Annotated in this window: 13 protein-coding genes; 6 read left to right on the top strand and 7 right to left on the bottom strand. The window is 62.3% G+C overall.

What is annotated here, in order from left to right:
• Positions 1-438: 438 nt before the first annotated feature.
• From OJB03_RS06335 to OJB03_RS06320, 4 genes are all read right to left on the bottom strand, one after another.
• Positions 439-1,251, bottom strand: coding sequence for a hypothetical protein (locus OJB03_RS06335; RefSeq protein WP_263786056.1), 813 nt, complete (start codon positions 1,249-1,251; stop codon positions 439-441).
• Between the two features lie 169 nt (positions 1,252-1,420).
• Positions 1,421-2,854: a RagB/SusD family nutrient uptake outer membrane protein gene (locus OJB03_RS06330; RefSeq protein WP_263786055.1), complete on the bottom strand. Its 1,434-nt coding sequence runs from the start codon at positions 2,852-2,854 to the stop codon at positions 1,421-1,423.
• Between the two features lie 160 nt (positions 2,855-3,014).
• Positions 3,015-6,050, bottom strand: a complete 3,036-nt coding sequence (locus OJB03_RS06325) for a SusC/RagA family TonB-linked outer membrane protein (RefSeq protein WP_263786054.1) — start codon at positions 6,048-6,050, stop codon at positions 3,015-3,017.
• A gap of 769 nt (positions 6,051-6,819) precedes the next feature.
• Complete coding sequence (locus tag OJB03_RS06320) at positions 6,820-7,158, bottom strand: MGMT family protein (protein ID WP_263786053.1); 339 nt, start codon at positions 7,156-7,158, stop codon at positions 6,820-6,822.
• Positions 7,159-7,763: 605 nt separating this feature from the next.
• On the opposite strand from OJB03_RS06320, the gene murB reads away from it, so the two are divergent.
• The gene (murB, locus tag OJB03_RS06315; protein WP_263786052.1) at positions 7,764-8,795 is read left to right on the top strand and encodes a UDP-N-acetylmuramate dehydrogenase; all 1,032 of its coding nucleotides are present in this window, start codon (positions 7,764-7,766) and stop codon (positions 8,793-8,795) included.
• Between the two features lie 49 nt (positions 8,796-8,844).
• Here the strand turns inward: murB and OJB03_RS06310 are convergent, their stop codons facing one another.
• Positions 8,845-9,822, bottom strand: a complete 978-nt coding sequence (locus tag OJB03_RS06310) for an ADP-ribosylglycohydrolase family protein (RefSeq protein WP_263786051.1) — start codon at positions 9,820-9,822, stop codon at positions 8,845-8,847.
• Positions 9,823-9,975: 153 nt separating this feature from the next.
• Here OJB03_RS06310 and OJB03_RS06305 point away from each other — a divergent pair, with 153 nt between their 5' ends.
• The 5 genes from OJB03_RS06305 (at position 9,976) to OJB03_RS06285 (ending at position 12,823) form a co-directional block, all read left to right on the top strand.
• Positions 9,976-10,644 (top strand): heme exporter protein CcmB, encoded by a 669-nt coding sequence (locus tag OJB03_RS06305; RefSeq protein WP_263786050.1) that lies wholly within the window; start codon positions 9,976-9,978, stop codon positions 10,642-10,644.
• Between the two features lie 179 nt (positions 10,645-10,823).
• Positions 10,824-11,576: a cytochrome c biogenesis protein gene (locus tag OJB03_RS06300; protein ID WP_263786049.1), complete on the top strand. Its 753-nt coding sequence runs from the start codon at positions 10,824-10,826 to the stop codon at positions 11,574-11,576.
• Between the two features lie 58 nt (positions 11,577-11,634).
• Complete coding sequence (locus OJB03_RS06295; RefSeq protein WP_263786048.1) at positions 11,635-11,916, top strand: CcmD family protein; 282 nt, start codon at positions 11,635-11,637, stop codon at positions 11,914-11,916.
• A gap of 26 nt (positions 11,917-11,942) precedes the next feature.
• Complete coding sequence (locus OJB03_RS06290) at positions 11,943-12,374, top strand: cytochrome c maturation protein CcmE (RefSeq protein ID WP_263786047.1); 432 nt, start codon at positions 11,943-11,945, stop codon at positions 12,372-12,374.
• 62 nt (positions 12,375-12,436) lie between these two features.
• On the top strand, positions 12,437-12,823 hold the full coding sequence (locus tag OJB03_RS06285; protein WP_263786046.1) for a DUF1499 domain-containing protein: 387 nt from the start codon (positions 12,437-12,439) through the stop codon (positions 12,821-12,823).
• Between the two features lie 25 nt (positions 12,824-12,848).
• On the opposite strand, the gene mgtE is transcribed toward OJB03_RS06285, so the two are convergent.
• Together mgtE and rsmA are read right to left on the bottom strand one after the other, a co-directional pair.
• Complete coding sequence (gene mgtE / locus OJB03_RS06280) at positions 12,849-14,267, bottom strand: magnesium transporter (RefSeq protein ID WP_263786045.1); 1,419 nt, start codon at positions 14,265-14,267, stop codon at positions 12,849-12,851.
• A 68-nt stretch (positions 14,268-14,335) separates the two neighbouring features.
• Positions 14,336-15,139: a 16S rRNA (adenine(1518)-N(6)/adenine(1519)-N(6))-dimethyltransferase RsmA gene (gene rsmA / locus OJB03_RS06275; protein WP_263786044.1), complete on the bottom strand. Its 804-nt coding sequence runs from the start codon at positions 15,137-15,139 to the stop codon at positions 14,336-14,338.
• Positions 15,140-15,188: the final 49 nt, after the last annotated feature.

The raw sequence follows: 15,188 nt of genomic DNA, 5'->3' as shown, positions 1-15,188 counted from the left end.
CTCAGTTGCGTTGACCAGGACCAATGGCCGACGGGACTGTAGTCCCACTTTCCACTGCTCGAACGAACCGGCAATGTTGTCGCAGGCGGTAATGGAGACCCGCAGAAGCAACCCCTTCAAGCAGGTCAAGAGATCTGAGGGGATGAAGAGCTCGCTCGCCTATCGCGCGGGACGCACGTGCGCAGGGCTGTGGCCCTGAACCTTTTCTGGTGACGAGACCGCACACGGACCGGCCCGGCATCGAGCCGACCTGTCGCGCCAGAGCAGCTTTATTGTCGGAAGCAGGCGTTTGGGGGTGCAGTGCGCATATTCCCTGCGGGCCGCACAGGATTTATCCGTCACGAACGACATCCATCACAAATAAAAAGCGGCGGTGCCCCGATCGGAGCACCGCCGCTTTGAAAGACGTCAGGAATCAGCTGAACGCTCGGGGTCAGATCAGGGTTGTGGGATCCCGGTTCCTGTCAGCTCCGCACTAGCTTCTCCCGGGCCGTCCGGAACGTTCGTGAACTGGAAGTCAACCGAGCCCGCGTAGTCGGTCGTATCGGACAGGGTGCCCTCGGGCGCGAAATCGACAACGACCTCCTGGCTTTCTCCAGGAGGGAGGGTAAACGAATCTCCCGCCGGTGCTTCGATGCTAAAGCGGCCCGCATCCATGCCCGAAACGGCTAGGTTGCTGACGTCGGAGGGCGCAGTCCCCTCGTTGACAACCGCAAGTGTGTCCCGGGCCGTAGAACCAGCCTCTATGGTGTCAAAGGAAAGAGAGGCAGGTTCTGGACGAACGTCCGCTGAGCGCCCGGCGACCGTGAGCTCAAAGAACTGAAAGTTGGTCGCCGGGACGATGTCACTGTTCGAACTTTCTTCCAGGGCCAGCGTCAAGAGCTGTGTTTCCCCCGGTGGGATTCCAGACGAGTCGACACGCACCTGTACCGTTCCAAAGCTGCTGCCAGCAGGAATTGTAGCGGTTTCAGAAACCAATTCGTACTCGTCCGATGGCAGAGTCGTCGCGATGTCTCCCGTGTCGACAACGGTCACCGGGAACTGGCTGTCACTGGACTGTTGCGGCGCAATGAGCTGGATATTGAGTTCCTGGGCTCCCGCACCATCAGGAACAGAATTACTCGTTGGATCAAACTGGACCTTGGGGGGGCCATCGTACTCGGGCTCGACGACTTGGTCAAAGCACCCCATCATGCTTACTGAAACGAGCACGACCAGGGTAAGCGCGAAGCAACGTTTAGCGGTGTTCATGTGTCTATGGATTCGACCTTATTTACAAGATAGTCTGTAGTGGACAGGGGGAGGCGGAGGAAAGCAGCCTTCCAAAACGGCGAAGAGCAGACGATCATCCCAGTGCCAGCCCCGCACCGGGATGATCCTATTCGCTCCTCGTCACGACGACGCGCTTTTACCCTGGTGGTTAATAGCCGGGATTCTGGTCAAGCTGACCGTTGAGCTGGACCTCGCCTGAGGGAATCGGTGCTAAGACGCGTCGGTCCTCGTAAGCCAAGGACACGTCGGGGGTGGCAACCTGTGGCTTCGGGATATCCATGCCCCGCCGCTTGAGATCGAAGAAACGCTCTCCTTCGAAGGCCAATTCTAAGCGCTTCTGTTTCAGAATCTCGTCAATGAGGCTTTCACCACTGAGCGAGACCTTCTCTAGCCCACGGGCGGAGCGCAGTGTATTCACATCTTCGAGGGCACCACTTTCGTTACCATTCTCGAATCGCGCCTCCGCGCGGATCAGAAGCACCTCCGCGGCCCGGATGACGGGAATGTTATCGGTGTAGCTCCCCACGGCCTGGGTATACTTGTTGATGCGCGTGTCCCCTGAGGGTAGGGTCTCGTAAAGCTCCGCACGGACATCGCCGTCCGCGTGAGCATCAATGAGGTCTTGGGTAGGAAGAAGCTGGAAGTTGAACGACCCTGGATCGTGAGTAAGTGACGAGAGGGATTCATTCACGCTGGTCGCGTCACCATCGAAATCAGGGTTCATGTTGATGGAAAAGAGGGCGCTGGACATCGTCTCTCCTACGTGAGCCTCAACGTACTCGTCTTCGGTAAGGAGATCGGCATCCAGACTGTCTCTGGCAGTCTCCAGAGCAGCAGTTGCCGTGGTGGCAGCACCCTCAAAGTCTTTTCGGTAGAGGCGTACCTGTGCAAGCAAAGCCTGCGCCGCCGCCTCGTTGGCCTTGAATCTGCCATTTTTCGTTCCAGCTAGGAGGCTACGGGCATTCTGTAGATCCGTCTCGATCTGGTCGTAAACCTCACTGGTGGGCGCACGAGGCAGACGCTCGGAAGCCACTTCTGCCGACCTGGTGGGCTCCGTGCGCAGGATGACTCCCTGCGTGAACCCATTCACCTCCTCCCCCGGCTCGTACGCTTTTGTGCGGATGAGGTCAAAGTAATTGAGGGCCCGAAGAAAAAGCGCCTCTCCTCGTATCCTTTCTTTGAATGCCTCGTCGGCTTCGTCGAAATTCTGACTCTCGGCGATGAGCGTATTCGCCTTGTTGATGCTCGTGTAGTGCCCCCCCCATCTGTTCAGGTGCTCACGAGCAGCGTTCTGGGGTGGGCCGTCGTAGCGGGCTACCCCCGAGAGGTTGATCGCATTGTCGGCCAGCGCCTCCGGGTACAACATGTAGAATTGCCCGTAATAACCAACATCTTGGAGGTCATCGTAGGTGGAGCTGAGGGTCGACTCGAATCCTCCCTCAGAGGAAAAAGCCGCCTCCGGCTGGACATCCTGCTGCGGCTCGACATCCAGCAGATTATCACAAGATGAAAGAGTAAGGCTGAGGGCGACCCCGACCATGCCTACCAACAGAATTCGGGGGGTGAGTTGCGGTATCCTCATAGAATCTGGAAAGAGTGAGTACGAAATGCGTGCGAAGGGGGCGAGTGGAAGACGGGACTGTGGCCTGCCCCTCTTCCGTTCCGCCCTGCCCCCTGTCTCTTGAGAGGACAGGACGGAACACAGGAGATCAGGAGGTAGCTCATACTGGAGTGGTGAGCGCCTACAGCGTCAAGTCAATGCCTCCACTGATACGCTGGTTGTTCGGGTATTGGGCAAGAGCTGTACCCACGATTTCCGGATCCAGTCCAGTGTAGTTTGTGAAGGTAAGCAGGTTACTTCCGTTGACGTACACAGTGATGCCCTGGATTCCCACCCCTTCGAGAAGGGAGGAGGGCAACGAGTAACTGAGGCGCACCTGCTTCAGTCGGATGTAGGAGGCGTCCTCCATGTACACTGAGGAGCTAAAGAATCCCGAGTTGTAACCAGATCCCCCAGGGCGGTTTCCGGCCCACGGAAGGGGACGCTCACTGACGTCACCGGGCTCTTCCCAGTAGTCTTCCGTCACGTTCTCGGTGTGATTGAAGCTGAAGTTTCCGTCGATGAAGTAACGGTCGTTGTTGAATGTATTCCGGCCGTAGTCATACTGAAAGAAGACATCCAGCGTCAGCCCAGCGTACGAGAATGTATTTCCGAATCCTCCGTAAAAGTCCGACTGGCTGTTCCCGTACGTCTGTTCGGCGGACTGACCACCGACGAAGTAAGTGAGGTTCCCGTTTTCGTCTTCGTACAGCGGGCGCCCGTTAGCCGGGTTGACTCCAGCCCATGGCACTTGCTCATATTGGCCCAAGGGCTCGCCTACGCGGTAAAGTTCACCACCAGGCTGTTGGTCATTCCGGATTTCCTCGCGCCCATCGAAGAGGGAAAGAACCTCGCTCCGCTGGAAGGTGATGTTGAACTCCGTGTCCCACCGAAAATCGCCCCGGTCGATGTTGACAGTGTTGAAGGAGAACTCAAGCCCCTCATTTCGAATTTCTCCGACGTTGTCGAGGACAGTATCAAAGCCACTGTCGGCAGGAAGGTCACGTCCAAGCAGAAGCTGGTCGGTGTCGTTACGGAAGGCGTCAACCGACCCCGAGAGGCGCCCACCGAAGACTGAGTAGTCAAGCCCGATGTTAATCTGAGTTGACTCCTCCCAGGTAAGATCTGATCGGCCCAGAGATGCGGGTTCAATTCCGGCAACTCCCGAATACTCTCCACCTCCCCCGTAGAGCTGTCGGGCAGCGAAGTTGCCAAAGGCAGCCTGGAAGTCGCTATTCCCCAGTACGCCATAGCTTCCACGTAGCTCCAGATCCTCTACAAACCCTACGTCTTCCATGAACGCTTCCTCAGAGATTGTCCAGGACCCGCCGACCGACCCGAAGAGGCCGTACCGGGAGTCTTCACCAAACCGGGAGGACCCGTCGTAACGAAGCGTCAGGCTTCCGGTGTACCGGTCGTCGTACGTATACTCTGCATCCCCGAAGAAGCCTAGGAACCGCGACTCGGTCTCAAACTCGTCGACTCCGACCGGGTTGGCCGCGTTGTCGAGATTCTGAAATTCGAACAGAGGGAAGCCCTCTCCGTCAGACCCGTTAAACGCTTCTCTCTGGCGGCGGTACTCGGCACCAAAAAGTCCAGAGACGTCATGGCGCTCGCCCGGCGAGAGATCATAGTTGAGCGTCTGGCTCACATTCAGACCCACTTCACGAGTGTCGCTTACGAAGGCACTTCCGCCGATATCTGCATTGTTTGGCAGACGGGGGTCTCGACGATCCTTCTCTGACAGGTCGTTGAAGTCCAGGCCAAAGACGGTACGGGCACTGAGCCAGTCAGTGAGACTCAGTGTTGCTGAGACATTCCCAAGAATCTGAACGCCATCTGTGCTCTGGGAGTTAAAGTCTTCTTGCGCAACAATATTTCTGTTGAATGCTCCCCCTCCTGACAGAGGCAAGTTGTAATCCCCCTCCTCGTTTCGGACGTCAAGGTGAGGACGGATCAGGTAGGACGCCCAGAAGGGACTGTTGACGAAGGCTCCACCTCCGATCGTCCCACGAGACTTGTTCTGCACGAGATTTACCTTGCTCGACAGAGAGAGGTAATCCGTGGCATCGTGCTGAACATTGGCCCGGAGTCCTGTCTGGTTCAGGAAAGACTCAATGACCTGCCCCTTGTCTCGCTCAAAGGAGCCAGAGAGGCGGAAATTGGTCCGTTCACCACCTCCGCTCACGGAGAGTTGATACGATTGCGTGATGCCAGTGCGCGTGGACTGATCGTACCAGTCAGGCCCGGTAACCTCATCGGGGTTGGTGCTAGGAATTCCGAAATCATCAGCAACGTCCGCGGGCGAATCGCCTGCATTTCGGGCTTTCAAAAACTCGTGTTCTACCCACTCGCTGGCCGAAAGGATGTTATATTCCTCGAGTGGACTGACCGCCCCGACCTGGGAGCTGAAGTTCACTCGCGTCTCTCCACCGCCTCCCTTGGTCTGGATTATGACCACTCCGTTGGCCGCTCGTGCGCCGTAAATAGCCGTGGCCGATGCGTCTTTCAATACCTGCACCGACTCTACGTCGGAGGGACTAAGGCCAGCAAGGGGACTCAGGTTGCCCTCGTTGGAGATGTTCTCGGGACCAACCTGAATCCCGTCGATGATATACAGAGGTTGCTGTCCTCCACTGATGCTTGCTTGGCCGCGCACCTGGACGTCAAAGGCCGATCCCGGAGCGCCACTTTGAGACGTAATTCGGATTCCTGACGCCCGTCCCTGCAGGGCGCCAGAGACGTTCTGTACGTTCTGCGATTCAATGTCGGCCCCGCTCACCGCCTCGGAGGCACCCGTGACGCGCACATCCTCTTCAACAGCGTAACTTGACACGACGATCTCTTCCATCTGAGCCTGGCTCGTCCGGAGCTGGAAGTTCGCCCGAACTGTACCGTCGGCCGGTACATTCACAGTGCGTTCCTGCCCCTGATACCCAACAAACGATACCCGAAGGGTCTGCTCGCCAGCAGGAACTCCCGTGATCTGATACTGACCGTCAACATCGGAGGCCGCACCAGTATTTTCGCCCACAATCTGGATGGTCGCCCCGGGCAAGGAGTTGCCGGTTTCCGCCTCTGTCACCGTTCCGGTGATGGTTCCCTGCTGGGCCCACGCCAGCCCCGGAAGGAGCAGGAGGGCGAGGCCGAAAACAACGCTTGGTATCAGTCGCTTCATCGTTTTGGGCTGTCTGTGAGTAATCTATCTGGGGGTCCTAAGCGAGGAGATTAGAGCGCATGGCGTTTCGCTTCACACGAACCATGCAGCGGCTTGAAGGCACGCCATGCCAGAAAACGTGAAGAAGTAATGTGCAGAGACTACTACACGGTTCTTAACACTTTTTCAAGTAGAACTTCCAGCGTCTATCGCTCAGCGATAACCCAATGTTAATCGCCATGGAGAGAATGTCAAAAGGTAGAATGCCCTCCCAACGGGGTTTGGAGGGCCTCATCGCGGGGGGCTTCCGTCTCAGTTCCCGACTCATGCTCGTCTTTCGGCAACATATATATATTTTTTGCTAAAAATGGTGAACAAATTTGAGTTTTTATTAATTTGATGAATGCAGTAGGGCCTGATTTTCGGCCCCACTGACTGATGGATAAGTCCGGCGGTTCTCTCTTACCTGACAACACTATTTCTTCATATTTACTAGCTTATATTTTAAATATATGGGAGCATAAGCATGAAATTATTGTGGACCAGAATGTTGATCGGCTGAGCCGGAGTGCCTCGTCGCTGTTCCTTCTAGGGTGTACCTACGCGACCCACCAGGCCCTGGCATACACGAACACGGATCCGCTACACAGCGATTTCGACCTTTCCTCCTCCAAACGTTCTGTGCGCAGTCCCTAGAAGACACGAGCGGAACGGAGACCCGTCTCCCCGAAACTTTCTTGTCAACCCGAGGACTGCGACGGGGACGTGGGCAGACGGTCTTCCATGCGTTCTACCTCATCTCTTCGGGCCGCCAGCGGTGCGCATCGAGATCCACCTGATCCTCGGCCACGAACGTGACCCCTTCGCTGCGCAACCGCTCCTCCATGACGTGGGGCGCTTCGAAGTGGCGCCGGCCCGTCAGGACCCCATTGCGGTTCACCACGCGGTGGCAGGGCAGGTCGCCCCCCACTGCGTCCTTCAGCGCCCAGCCGACGATCCGGGCCGCCCCCCGGCGCCCGAGGTGTTCGGCAATGTCGCCGTAGGTGGTGACGCGGCCCACCGGAATCTCTTCAACAACGGCCCAGACGCGTTCAAAGAACGACTTCTCCAAGTTGGAATGCTTATCCATGGTACAGACGGGAATGTCAACAGCATGCTGCCACTGGGATTGACCACGAAGGGGACTGGCGAGGCATCGACAGTTTTTATCGAGGTCACTGGTGACGTACACAGGGCCCAGCGTGCCGTTCTTCCGTCCGAGCCTAGCTGCTCCAAGTGATAGCGTGTGCCGACCAGGGGGCCTGCGAAGCCTCCACCAGGCTCTGGAAGACCCGCTTCTGACAATCACTAGACCGCACCCGATTCCCCAATGGCGCATAACCTCTCGGAGGGCCGCGGACCGACTAGTGTGTGGCCCGATACTACACCGCGCATCTCCCGAATCCCCTAGACACCAATCGGGGCGGCGGACATGTAGAAGATGGGCAGTCGCCTTATCGCCGGAGAACGCGCCCCGGAAGCAATCTCTTTGTTCGAGCGTGAAGCTCGCGCCTCAGCCTTCGAGCGAACAGGCTAGGACGAGACGCATCCGGGCGATAATTTGCCGGGCGTGGGTGGACGTTTGGAAAACTTCTCAGGCACCGGGCCCCAGAGATGGATCTATTGAGTGGCCTTAGGTATCATTGCCTCGGCATACGGGGACTATATTTTTCAGCCACCGTTCTTCCTTCCTCTGTGACCTCTTCTTCCCCACCGGCAAACGTTCTGCGGGAAATTCTCGGCCCCGACCGGCTGCGCCGGGATGTCTCCCTCGCCCCGTTCACCACCTTCCAGCTCGGAGGGGCGGCCGACTGGTACGCCGACGTGCGCTCGGCCGACGAGTTGGCCGCGGTCACGCGGACGGCGCGGACGCACGACCTCCCCTTCTTTCTGCTCGGCACCGGGGCCAACGTGATTGTGGGCGACCACGGATACCGGGGCCTCGTCGTTCACAACCGGGCTCGCGACCTCCAGGTGGATCACGACACGAATCGCGTCTGGGCCGAGAGCGGGGCCGTCGTGTATCCCGATCTCATCGAGCACGCCGTTTCGGCGGGCCTCTCGGGGCTGGAGCACTACGTGGGCATTCCGTCCACCGTGGGCGGGGCGCTCTGGCAAAACCTACACTTTCTGTCGCCGCCCCCCGACCGGGACCGGACGGTGTTTTGGGAAGAGGTCGTCCACTCCGCCGACATTCTCACCGAGGAGGGAGAGCGACGGACCGTGGGCGCCGACTACTTCGACTTCGGCTATGACTACTCGATTCTCCACGACCGGGATGACGTGGTGCTGGCGACCACCTCCCAGCTCGAGCCCGGCGACCCGGAGCGGATGCGCACGGTTATGGACGCCAACTTGCAGTGGCGCGCCGAGCGGCACCCGCCGCTGGACACCGAGCCGAGCGTGGGATCGATCTTCAAAAAGATTGAGGGGGTCGGCGCCGGGCGCCTCATCGACGAGTGCGGGCTGAAGGGCGCACGGATCGGGGGCGCAATGATTACGCACCGCCACGCCAACATCTTTGTCAATGTCGACGGGGCACGGGCCGCGGACGTCTGCGCCCTGATCGACCTGGCCCGGGACACTGTGGAGCGCGAGACCGGCTACCAACTGGAGACGGAGATCGACTTCATCGGCGAGTTTGCTCCGCCGACCGATGCGGAGCCGACGTTCGTCCCGAAGGATCCCGACCTCGTAACCGCCGCCGACCGGGCAAAGGCGTCGTAGTCAGGGGAGGAGCCCCATCTCGTGCCCCCGCGGACTGCCGTGGGTCCCTCTACCGGACCGCTTTGCCAAACGCGTGCGCCTCGTTGCGGAGGCGGTCGGCGGCCTCCAGCCCCTCCACCCACTCGTCGGGAAAGGCCGACCAGCCGTGCAGCGCGCCCAGCATCGCCCCCATCATGGCCCCGGTGGTGTCGGCATCGCCCCCTACGTTGATCCCGGAAAGCAGTGTGTTTTCGAGGAGGTGGGCGCGGCGCGCGACCATTGCACAGGCAAACGGCCACGCCTCGTCCGCCCGAACCCCTACCCCGTCGCACGCGTCCCCGAGGTTGAGGGGAAAGGCGTCGAGCTGGTCCGCGAGGGCCTCCAGGCGCCCCGACACGCGGTTGTCGCCGTCGAGTCGCCCCTCCGCCCACGCCGTCGCGTCGACCAGCCGCTCCCAGAACGCCCCGCGGTCGAACGCATCGGGCGTCCAGTCCAGCAGCGTGTGGACGGCCACCGCCTGTCCCCATCCGGCCGCCAGCGCCGCGGGATGGCGGTGGGTAACGGCCAGCACCGTACGGACGGCCTCGAAGGCCGCCCCGCGGTCGAGGTCCTGAGCCGCCCACCACACGCCGAGGGGAGCCGCCCGCATAGCGGCGCCATCGGTCGGGCGATCGGGCCCGCCCGACTCGGCGGGCGCGGTGCCGTCCGCCAGTCGGTCGACGGCGGCCGTGGTCGTTTCCCCCCAGCGCCGGGCCTCGGGCCGAAGGGAAACGTACTCGTCCGCGACGGCGGCCGGCCACGCATCCGGCGACACGGGATGGTCGGCAAGGGCCCGCACGAGTGCGAACGTCATCTGCGTGTCGTCCGTCCACTGCCCAGCGTCCAGGTCCCCCCGCTGGTCATCGTCCCGGTACTCCTTGATGCCTTTATAATAGGTGCGCACGTTGGCGTGGCTGAGGCCCTCGACGGGCATGCCCAACGCGTCGCCGACGGCGGTGCCGAGGAGCGCCCCGGCAATCGAATCGGAGGAGGGAGACGGAGTGCTCATCAGACGGGCAGCGCAATCCGTGAGTAGAACCGGACGAAGCTATGAGAATGGCGGAGGGGCAGTCGATTTTCCGTGCCCGCGTCGCTATTTTCGTTGCTCCCTTCGAAACGAGGGGACACGGTCGCGTTCCACTCCCCGCCTTCTTTTCGTCGTATGGATTGGCTCGCCGGGGCCTGGTCGGTGTTTCGGAAGGACCTGCGCATCGAGCTACGCAGCCGGTACGCGGCGAACACCCTCCTGCTGTTTGCCCTTGCGGCCCTGCTTCTCGTGGCCTTCGCCGTGGGCCCCCAGCCGATGAGCGCCCGGGTGCGGGCCGCGCTCCTATGGATCGTCCTCCTTTTCGCGGCCTCCATCGGGCTCGGGCGGTCGTTCGTGGCGGAGTACGAAGGCGGCACCGCGCTTCTACTCCGACTCCACACGCGGGCGAGCATGGTGTTCGCCGGCAAGCTGCTGTTCAACTTTGGCCTCGTGGCGCTTCTCACGCTCGTCGCCACCGGCGTCTTCCTGCTGCTGCTCGGCGTCTCCGTCGGGACGCCCGGCCTGTTCGCGGGCACACTTGCGCTCGGGGCGCTCGGCCTCACCGGCGCTACGACGCTGCTGTCGGCCCTCGTGGCCCGCGCCTCCCGCGGCGGACCGCTCCTGCCGGTCCTCCTCCTTCCGGTGCTGGTGCCGGTGCTGGTGTCGGGGGTCGGGGCCACGCGCAAGGCATTGCTTGGCCAGCAGTGGGTATCGGCGCAGGACGAGCTCCTCACCCTCGTGGGCTTCGCCGGGGCGACCATCTCCGCGGCCGTGGTGCTGTTCGACTACGTGTGGGACGATTGACTTCTCCCCCGGCCAAAGCCGGGAGTCCTACAGGCCCTTCTCGCGTTCCAGCCAATATGACCTAATATGATAGTCCGCCGCTTTGAACGTTGAGCGAATTCAGAGGCGCCCTGGGAAGTCCCCACTTTGGACGGCGTACCAGAAAACGAGATTGGCTTTTTGGGCTCTTCTACTGCGCCATGCCTTCCCAAGCACAGACCCCGTTTCCCGTCGGCCGCCGACTGTACCGCGCGGTGCGAGCCGTCGTGGTGGTGACGCTGACTGGGATCCTCGCCGCCGGCTTTCTGGGCGAGATCCCGCAGTTGGACATCCTCGAACAGTCGGCGCGCAACCTGTATTTCCACGTGCCGATGTGGTTTACGCTGATGGCGGCCACGATCGTCTCGGCGTATCATTCGGCCCAGTATCTTCGGAGTGGGGACCGCATTCGCGATCTCCGCGCCCGTGAGGCAGCCCGACTCGGCCTCATTTTTGGTGGGCTCGGTATCGTGACGGGCATGGTGTGGGCCCGCTTCACGTGGTACGAGGGCACCGGCGTGTGGTGGAATTTTGATCCGAAGCAATCGATGGCGGCGGTCCTCCTGCTCATCTACGGCGGGTACTTCGTCCTGCGCGACGCCATCGATGCCCCGCGGACGCGGGGACGCATCGCGGCGGTCTACAACCTGTTTGCGGTCGTAACGATGCCCTTCCTGCTCTACATCCTGCCCCGCCAGATGCCGAGCCTTCACCCCGGCGGCGAGGGCAGTCCGGCCTTCAGCCAGACGGACCTCGCCCCGGCCATGCGCTGGGTCTTCTACCCCTCCGTCCTGGCCTTCCTGGGGCTCTGCTGGCTTCTGTACACCCAGCGGGTCCGCCTGGCCTGGCTCCAAGAGGTCCTGCGGCAGAAGGCCCTCGGAGACGCCCACGGCAACGGGGGCGTTGATCGCTGACGCCCACGGCCGTGCCGCGTCCCTGCTCGCCGACCCCTCCTTCCGTCTCCGCTGCGTCATGACGATCCATCCCTTGCGGCCCTCCGACCCGCCCGCGCTCCGGCCGGACCAGGAGCGCCCGGATACGACCGCGGCCTACGACAGCACGTGGACGGAGCAGCCCGACGCCCCTGCCCCAGAGGGATTGGACCGCATCATGGGCCAGGACGGCAAGATTTACGTTGTGCTCGCCGTCGTGCTTCTGATCTGGATCGGGGTGGTCACCCTCCTCGTCCGGACCGACCGTCGGATTGAGCGCCTGGAACGGCGCGTCGACCGGTCCATTTCAGACGATGAGTAGTTTTTCACCTTCCTCCCTGTGCCTCTATGAAGTGGAAAACCGTTCTTGGCCTGGCCGCCATGATTGGCTTTGGCGCCCTGCTGTTCGTCAACTTTGGCAGTCAGGTAGGCGGGTACATGAACTTTGAGCAGGCCACCCGCACGGGAGCCACGGCCCACGTGGTCGGCACATGGGCGGAAAACCGTCCCACGAGCTACAGCCGCGCGCAGAACGTCTTCACCTTTTACATGCGTGATGAGGACGGGACGGTACGGAAGGTGCGGTACAACAACCCGAAGCCGGCCAACTTTGAGGAGGCCGAGCAGGTGGTCGTGGAGGGGCGGAATCAAGACGGCACGTTTGTAGCCGAAAACATCCTCGTGAAATGCCCCTCGAAATACAACGACGCGCAGGGCCTGAAGCAGAAGGCGAGCCGCTCGTCTCAAGGGACACCGTCCGCGTCTTCTACGCCGCAGTAGTCGCCCCTCTGCGGCTCCCGTCCAGACTCGGCATTGCTCTGCTTGCCCTAGCGCTCCCGATCGTGGCCGAGGCCCAGTCGCTGCCCGATACCCCCCTTTCCCCCTGTCCCGACACGCCCAACTGTGAGCGCGTGGCGCGAGGGTACGACGTTCCCCCCGACACGCTGTACGGGGCCGCCGAGCGGGCCCTCGAGGCACTGGGCCCCGTCACGCTCCGTCGCCCCAACCAGTCCTCCGCCCGTCGACTGGAGGCGGTGTACCGGGTGGCCCTCATTTTCAAGGACGACGTGGACGTGGCCGTCCGGGCACGGGACGAAGGCGGAAGCGCCCTGTACGTCCGCAGCGCCAGCCGGGTGGGGCAGAACGACCTCGGTGTGAACCGGCGCCGCGTCAACCGATTCTTGGAGGCGGTCAGGGACGCCCTCCGCGACGCGTCGTCCTCGTCGTAGCGAAGGGTCGCCGCGTCCGGGATGACTACAGGTAGAGTGCCGTCGCGATCAGGAAGTAGATGGCCAGCCCCATGATGTCGTTGAGGGTCGTGACGAATGGCCCCATCGCACTGGCCGGGTCGACTCCCAGCCACGTCAGCAGAAACGGGATGAGCGCCCCATTGGTGGTCGCGACCAGGCTCACGGACAGCATCGTGAGGCTGAGGGTCGCCACGAGCATCGGCACGTTCCCCATCCCGAGCAGGGCCACCGTTCCGCAGAGCAGCCCCGCCACGACGATTCCGTTGAGCAGGGCCACGAGCATCTCCTTCCCGATGCGCTTCGAGGCATCGGACAGCCAGAGCTCTCCCGAGCCGAGCCCCTGAACGGCGATGGCTGCACTCTGGACCGCGGCGTTCCCCCCCATGGCCGTCACGACGGGGATGAACGTGGCGAGGACCACGGCCTGCTGGAGGGTGGCCTCGAAGGCCCCAATGACGGTGCCGGAGAGCCCGGAGCCCACGAGCCCCACGATCAGCCACGGAAGGCGCCCCCGGCTCACGCGCACCGCCGAATCGACGGTTTCCTCCTCCCCGGTGAGGCCGCTCATGAGCTGCATGTCCTCCTCCGCCTCGTCGCGGATGACGTCCACCACGTCGTCGATCGTGATGCGGCCCATCATCCGGCCGGACTCGTTGACCACCGGCACGGACACGAGGTCGTACCGCTGCACAACACGGCTTACCTCCTCCTGGTCCACCTGAGGCGCAATCGAGATAAAGTCGGCGTCCATGACGTCACGGACCTTCACCGATCCCGCGGACAGCAGCAACTGCTTGAGCGAGAGGGTTCCGAGGAGCATCCCCTCCTCGTCGACGACGTAGGCGGTATACACGTCGTCGATGTCCGCGGCGCTGCGCCGGACCGCCTCGGTGGCCTCCTGTAGAGTCTGCTCTGGAGAGATGACCACGTACTCACGGGCCATGAGCCCGCCGGCCGTCTCCTCCCCGTACTCCAGCAGTTCGGTCAGGTCCTCCGTGTCGTCGAGGTCGGGCAGCACCTGCAGGGCCATATCGTCCGGCAGGTCGGCGAGCACGTCCGCCGCGTCGTCGGTGTCGAGCGCGTCGATCAGGGCGGTGAGCGTGCCCGGCGGCAGGTCTTTCAGCAGCGCCGCCCGCACCGCGTCCTCCATCTCCGCGAGCACGTCGGCGCCCGTCTCCGGCGGGAGCCACCGGAAGAGGCGACCGGCCTCCGCGTCCGGCAGGCGGCGAAGCAGCAGGGCCACGTCGGCCGGGTAGAGATCGGCGACGAGGTTGAGGACCATCCCGCGCTGACGCTCCATCAGCAGGGCCACGATGTCGTCCACGACCGACTCGTCCACCTCCAGCAGGCCGCTGTAGGGCGGCCCCTCGGAGGCCGCCGGCGATCGCGAGGACGACGAGGGAGACGCGTCGGAGGGGGACATGGAGCGACGAGGACTAGGCGGGATTCAGATCCGGTCCATTCGGTGGACGGGTTGCCCCCAGAGGTGCACTATGCTTCGGAGACCGGGTCGGCGTGGGCGTTCAAATGACGCGCGAGCGTCGCAAACTCTCCAGGCGTGAGCGCCTCGGCCCGCTTGCGGCCCCAATCGTTCGGAAAGTCGACGTCCTGTTCTTTCGTCCAGGCGCTCAGGCTGTTACGGAGCATCTTGCGGCGCTGGTTGAAGGCCGCCCGTACGTACCGGCGCACGTCGTCGAATGGAGGCGCGTCGGGCGCTGCGTCGTCCCCAAACCGGAAACGGACCACCGCGCTCGTGACATCGGGCTGCGGAGAGAAGACCTGCGGGGGCACCGTGAAGCGGAGGTCCGGCTCGGCGAAGAGCTGCAGTAGGACACTGAGGATGCCGTACGCCTTTGTGCTCGGCTCCGCGACAATTCGCTCGGCCACCTCTTTCTGCATCGTGAGGACCGCCTCGGCGAGGTGCTGCCGCTGCCCCAGTAGGGAGAAGAGGATCGGGCTCGTGAGGTAGTACGGCGTGTTGCTGATGATGTGAAGCGGCTCGCCCTTTTCGTCGGCGAGGGCGGCCCAGTCTGTCTCGCGCACGTCTACCTCCCGCACGTCCACCCCGGGAACGCGTTCGCGGAGGACCTCGACGGCCCGCTCGTCGATCTCCAGGGCGGTGAGGCGGTCGTAGCGCTCAGCCAGTCGTTTGGTGAGCACGCCAGTGCCAGCCCCCACCTCCACGACATGCGCCTCCGGCGGGGCCGTCAGCGTCCCCACAATCTTCTCGGCCATGTTGGGGTCGTGCAGAAAATTTTGGCCGAGGCTCTGCTTCGGACGGAACGGAATGCTCACAGGACTCGCGGGGAAAGTTGAACGGGTGAAGGTTGTGCACACGCCTCTC

The organism is Salinibacter grassmerensis (assembly GCF_947077765.1).
Classification (GTDB): Bacteria; Bacteroidota; Rhodothermia; order Rhodothermales; family Salinibacteraceae; genus Salinibacter; species Salinibacter grassmerensis.
Note: the sequence above shows the minus strand (reverse complement) of the source record. Positions and strands in the feature narration are given on the sequence as shown.

Excerpts from the sequence above, each read along its gene's own strand:
- OJB03_RS06335 (WP_263786056.1), bottom strand. The coding sequence starts at position 1,251 with ATGAACACCGCTAAACGTTGCTTCGCGCTTACCCTGGTCGTGCTCGTT.
- OJB03_RS06330 (WP_263786055.1), bottom strand. The coding sequence starts at position 2,854 with ATGAGGATACCGCAACTCACCCCCCGAATTCTGTTGGTAGGCATGGTC.
- OJB03_RS06325 (WP_263786054.1), bottom strand. The coding sequence starts at position 6,050 with ATGAAGCGACTGATACCAAGCGTTGTTTTCGGCCTCGCCCTCCTGCTC.
- OJB03_RS06320 (WP_263786053.1), bottom strand. The coding sequence starts at position 7,158 with ATGGATAAGCATTCCAACTTGGAGAAGTCGTTCTTTGAACGCGTCTGG.
- OJB03_RS06310 (WP_263786051.1), bottom strand. The coding sequence starts at position 9,822 with ATGAGCACTCCGTCTCCCTCCTCCGATTCGATTGCCGGGGCGCTCCTC.
- OJB03_RS06305 (WP_263786050.1), top strand. The coding sequence starts at position 9,976 with ATGGATTGGCTCGCCGGGGCCTGGTCGGTGTTTCGGAAGGACCTGCGC.
- OJB03_RS06300 (WP_263786049.1), top strand. The coding sequence starts at position 10,824 with ATGCCTTCCCAAGCACAGACCCCGTTTCCCGTCGGCCGCCGACTGTAC.
- OJB03_RS06295 (WP_263786048.1), top strand. The coding sequence starts at position 11,635 with ATGACGATCCATCCCTTGCGGCCCTCCGACCCGCCCGCGCTCCGGCCG.
- OJB03_RS06290 (WP_263786047.1), top strand. The coding sequence starts at position 11,943 with ATGAAGTGGAAAACCGTTCTTGGCCTGGCCGCCATGATTGGCTTTGGC.
- mgtE (WP_263786045.1), bottom strand. The coding sequence starts at position 14,267 with ATGTCCCCCTCCGACGCGTCTCCCTCGTCGTCCTCGCGATCGCCGGCG.